Origin of the sequence: Tabrizicola sp., from assembly GCF_031377265.1 — a bacterium.
Classification (GTDB): domain Bacteria; phylum Pseudomonadota; class Alphaproteobacteria; order Rhodobacterales; family Rhodobacteraceae; genus JAUYQR01.
On record NZ_JANMET010000222.1, the window covers coordinates 1 to 4,702 of the forward strand.

Consider the following 4,702-nt stretch of genomic DNA (forward strand, 5'->3'; position numbering starts at 1 on the left):
CGTTCCTGTTTCTTGGTCTTCTTGCCAAAGATTTCCAGCGCGCGATTGACGTCTTCGGAATGGGTGAACACGTAGATCTGGTCATCGGCCAACAGCTGATCGCCCGGATCGGGCGCAAACAGCCGGTCGTCGCGGCGGATGCCGACCACGATGGCGCGCAGGGTGGAAAACAAGTCGTTCAACTGGCGCAAAGGGGTGTTCAGCACCGGGCAGTCTTCGGTCAGCTGAATACCCAAAAGCTGGGCGCGGCCGTTCATGAAGATCTCGGTGTCGAAAGTCGCTGGGGCGGCCAGACGCTGAAGCGCTGCCTCGGCCACCTCGCGTTCGGGGCTGATCACCACGTCGATGGCCAACTGATCGTGGTTGGTCAGGCCGGAATACAGGGTTTCCAGATAATTCTGCGCGCGGATTCGGGCGATCTTGCGGGTGATGCTGAAGACCGACTGGGCCACCTGGCAGGTGACCATGTTCACCTCGTCAGAATGGGTGGCGGCGATGATCATGTCGGCGTCGCGCGCGCCGGCCTTTTCCAGAACGTCGGGGTAACTGGCAAAGCCGACGACGCCCTGAACATCGAGCGTTTCGGTGGCACGGCGCACGAGATCGGCGTTCATATCGACCACCGTCACATCGTTCTTTTCGCCCGAGAGGTGCCGGGCAATCTGCCAGCCCACCTGCCCCGCTCCGCAGATGATGACCTTCATCGAACCCTCCGCGCGTGTTGCGCCCTAGCCTCCTCCTTCGCAGAAGCCTGCTGCGGGGTCAATTGTGCGCCGGGCGGCAAGGCAGTTCAGACGTCGAAGTCGTCATCCTCGCCGGTCATCATCCGCAGCCCTGATTTCGAGCTGCCGACAACGCCAAGCGATTTCAGTTTGCGGTGCAGCGCCGAGCGTTCCATGCCGACAAAGCTGGCGGTGCGGCTGATGTTGCCACCAAAGCGGTTGATCTGGGTCAGCAGATATTCCTTTTCGAACAGTTCACGGGCCTCGCGAAGCGGCATGGTGGCGACACTGCCGCTCAGCGAGATGCCGGCGTCGGCCTCGACCTTGGGTTCGTTGCCGGGCAATTCGCGCGGCTCGATCGGGCCGGCACCTTCGCCAAGGATCAGCACCCGTTCGATGATGTTACGCAGCTGGCGGACGTTTCCAGGCCAGGGCATTGTCTGCAACATCGCTTCGGCTTCGGAGGTCATCACCCGGGCGGGCAGACCTTGGGTGCGATGAAACCAGTCGACGAAATGGCGGGTCAGTTCGGGAATGTCCTCGCGCCGTTCGGACAAGGCGGGTACCGGAATCGGCACCACGTTCAGCCGGTCATAAAGCTCCTGGCGAAAGCGGCCCATGCCGATTTCGGACCGCAGATCGCGGCTGGTCGAGGAAACAACCCGCAGATCGACGCGCACCTTGTCGGCCCCGCCGACGCGGGTGAATTGCTGTTCGGTCAGAACCCGCAGGATCTTTGACTGGGTTCCGAGCGGCATGTCGGCCACCTCGTCGAAGTAGACAACACCGCCATGCGCCTGTTCCAGCAGGCCAGGCTCCACGCCACGTTCGGCGGTTTCGCGGCCAAACAGCACTTCTTCCATCCGCTCGGGTTCGATCGAGGCGGAGGATACGGTGACAAAGGGGGCCGCGGCGCGGTTCGAATTGGCGTGGATGAAGCGGGCGGCCATTTCCTTGCCCGAACCGGGCTGCCCGGTCAGCATGACCCGGCCGTTGGATTTGGTCACCTTGTCGAGGTTGGATTTCATCGTCTTGAAGGCGGTCGACGAACCAATCATTTCGGACGAGGTCACATCCTTGCGTCGCAGTTCCTGATTCTCCCGGCGCAGGCGCGAGGTTTCCATTGCACGCGAAACGACGACCATCAGCTGATCGATGTTGAACGGCTTTTCGATGAAGTCATATGCGCCTTGCCGGATCGCGGCGACGGCAATCTCGATGTTGCCATGGCCCGAAATGATCACCACCGGCACATCAGGGTTGTCGCGCTTGACGGTCTTGAGGATGTCGATCCCGTCCATCCGGCTGTCCTTCAGCCAGATATCGAGGATCATCAGCGCCGGCGGATCGGCATTGATTTCGGTCATGCAATCGTCGGAATTGGCGGCCAGCCGCACGACATAGCCTTCGTCCTTGAGGATATCCCCGATTAATTCGCGGATGTCCTGTTCGTCATCAACGATCAGAATGCTCATGGTTCAACCTCCTTGCCCCAAGGGGCCTTGTGCTTTGCCACGCCGCCGGGCGAGCCTTGGCAGACGGATTTCCGCCATGGCTCCCGCGCGGTCGTTGCCCTCAAAAACCGGCGCATCAAGCAGGGCGAGGGTGCCGCCATGCTCTTCGATGATCTTCTTCACGATGGGCAGGCCAAGGCCGGTGCCCTTGTCGCGGGTGGTGACATAGGGTTCGAACAGCCGCGCACGATCCGGCGGCAGGCCGATGCCATTGTCCATGATCTGCAGGCTAACTTCGGATTCTTCCACCAGCATGGTCACGCGGATTTCTGGCACATGACCAATCAGTGACAGCTTTTCGTGCAAGGTTTCAATGGCTTCCCCGGCGTTCTTGATCAAGTTTATCAACGCCTGACCGATCATCGTGGCGTCAAGATCCAGCATGACCGGGCCTTGCGGAATGGATTTGACAAAGCGCACGCCGGGCTGGCCGTTTTCTTGCAGCAGCACCGCCCCGCGCAGCAGTTCGGCCAGATCACATTCGCGGCGGTCGGGTTCCGGCATCCGGGCGAACTTGGAGAATTCGTCGACGATACGGCGCAAGTCATTGGTCTGGCGGATGATCACGTCGGTGTATTGTTCCAGATCCTCGGGGTCTTTGACCTGGGCCGCGAACTTGCGTTTGATGCGTTCGGCGGACAGCTGGATCGGGGTCAGGGGGTTCTTGATCTCGTGCGCGATGCGGCGGGCAACGTCGCCCCACGCGGCCATGCGCTGAGCTGACACAAGGTCTGTCACATCATCAAAGGCCACCACATAGCCTTCCAGTCGGCCGGAATCGTTTCGGCGCACGCTCATCCGCACCAAAAGGCTTTCCTGTTTGCCCTTTCGCGTCAAACGCACTTCTTCTTGCACAGCGCTGCCCGCGCCTTCGCGCAGACGGTCGAACAGGGCGGCAAATTCGGGCACTGCAACCGACATCGGAATCTCGGCCTGACCATCGGGGAAATCCAGCAGCCGTTCGGCGGCGCGATTGACGAAATCCACCTTGCCGTCGCCATCCAGGCCGATGACACCGGCGGTAACGTTGGACAGCACGGAATCAAACAGGCGGCGGCGGCGTTCGGTCTGGCGGTGGCCATCCATCAGCGCCTCGCGCTGGCCCTTCAACTGGCGGGTCATCTGGTTGAACAGGCGGCCCAACATTGCGATTTCGTCATCGCCGTCTTCCTCGACAACCTGAACGTCCAGATCGCCGCCACCAACACGTTGCGCGGCCCCTGCCAGCCGTCCGACCGGCCGCGACAGGCGTTCGGCAAACCACAGGCCAAGCCAGATGGCCGCAAGGATCAGGATCAGCGCGAAGCCAAGGTAGATCAGGCCGAAGTTGAACAGCAGACGACCGCGTTCGCTTTCCAACTGGTTGTAAAGCTGGACGGTTTCCTGGGTTTCATCAAGCAGCGACAGGATCGAGCCGTCCACATCGCGGCTGACATAAAGATAGCGGTCGGCGTAAGCGTCAAGGTACACAAGGGCGCGGAATTCGTTGTTGGGCCAATCGGGGATCAGCACCGGGGTGCCAGTGCGGGCCTCTTCCAGTTGCGCCAAGGTGACCGGCTCAAAGCCGAACAGATAAGACCGTTCGCCGCGCGTCTGCAGTTCGCCCGCACCATCGACGAGGTAGGCTTCCTTCAGACCGCGCTGAATCGCCGCCTGCCCCTGGCTGAGCAGCGGGCGCAGCTGATCGTCGCGCAGAAAGAACGACTTTTCCTTGGCCGCATTGATGTAGGCGGCGAGGGCTTCGGCATCGGCGGTCAGGTCTTCGCGCTGTTCGGCTTCATACGCCTGGGCCGCAGCGAGGGATGAGCCGACAACCGAACGGACACGTTCGGAAAACCAGCCTTCGAGGCCGATATTCACCGAAAGCACCGCAAACACGGCAACAAGAACCGTGGGAATGAGCGCGATCAGCATGAACACGCCGGACAGCCGCAGGTGCAGGCGCGACCCGGCCGATTGGCTGCGCCGGTCGGCCACCATGCGGGCCACGCGGGCCAGCACCAGCGCTGCGATCACCAGCACATAGACAAGGTCACTGAGCAGGATCAGCCGCAGGAACGGCGATGTCGCGCCTTGGTTGAACGGGCCCATCGCAAGAAAGGTCGCCACGGCCAGAACGGGGCCAAGGAACACCAGGCCAAGGGTGACAGCCGTCTGCACCCGGCGCTGACGGCGCAGGCGCGAGACCACGGTCCAAATGTCCCTGCGCAGTACGCGATCCACCGATTCCGCCTGATTCAGCGAGGCTCCGCCTGCCCCTGCCCTACTATATATTGATGCAGGCTTTGGTGAAACCCAAAAGACACGCTTTATGTGGCAAGACTACATCAACTTGCGGCGGCGGGTGACGCGGATGTCGAGATCCGTGATCTTCTTGCGCAGGGTGTTGCGGTTGATGCCCAGCAGATCGGCGCATTTCGCCTGGTTGCCGGCTGTTGCATCCAGCGCGATCTCGATCAGCGGCAG

At 61.5% G+C, this 4,702-nt stretch carries 4 protein-coding genes; all 4 read right to left on the reverse strand.

Annotated elements, in window-relative coordinates:
• Nucleotides 1–704 (reverse strand): Trk system potassium transporter TrkA (gene trkA / locus RMO18_RS13145; protein ID WP_309666465.1); only part of this gene is annotated, 704 nt, incomplete at its 3' end.
• Between the two features lie 86 nt (nt 705–790).
• Nucleotides 791–2,197, reverse strand: a complete 1,407-nt coding sequence (locus RMO18_RS13150) for a sigma-54 dependent transcriptional regulator (RefSeq protein WP_309666468.1) — start codon at nt 2,195–2,197, stop codon at nt 791–793.
• A gap of 3 nt (nt 2,198–2,200) precedes the next feature.
• Nucleotides 2,201–4,459 carry a PAS domain-containing sensor histidine kinase gene (locus RMO18_RS13155; protein ID WP_309666469.1) on the reverse strand — a complete coding sequence of 753 codons (2,259 nt, stop codon included), beginning with the start codon at nt 4,457–4,459 and terminating at the stop codon, nt 2,201–2,203.
• A 99-nt stretch (nt 4,460–4,558) separates the two neighbouring features.
• On the reverse strand, nt 4,559–4,702 hold a 144-nt coding region (locus RMO18_RS13160), incomplete at its 5' end, for a helix-turn-helix domain-containing protein (RefSeq protein ID WP_309666470.1).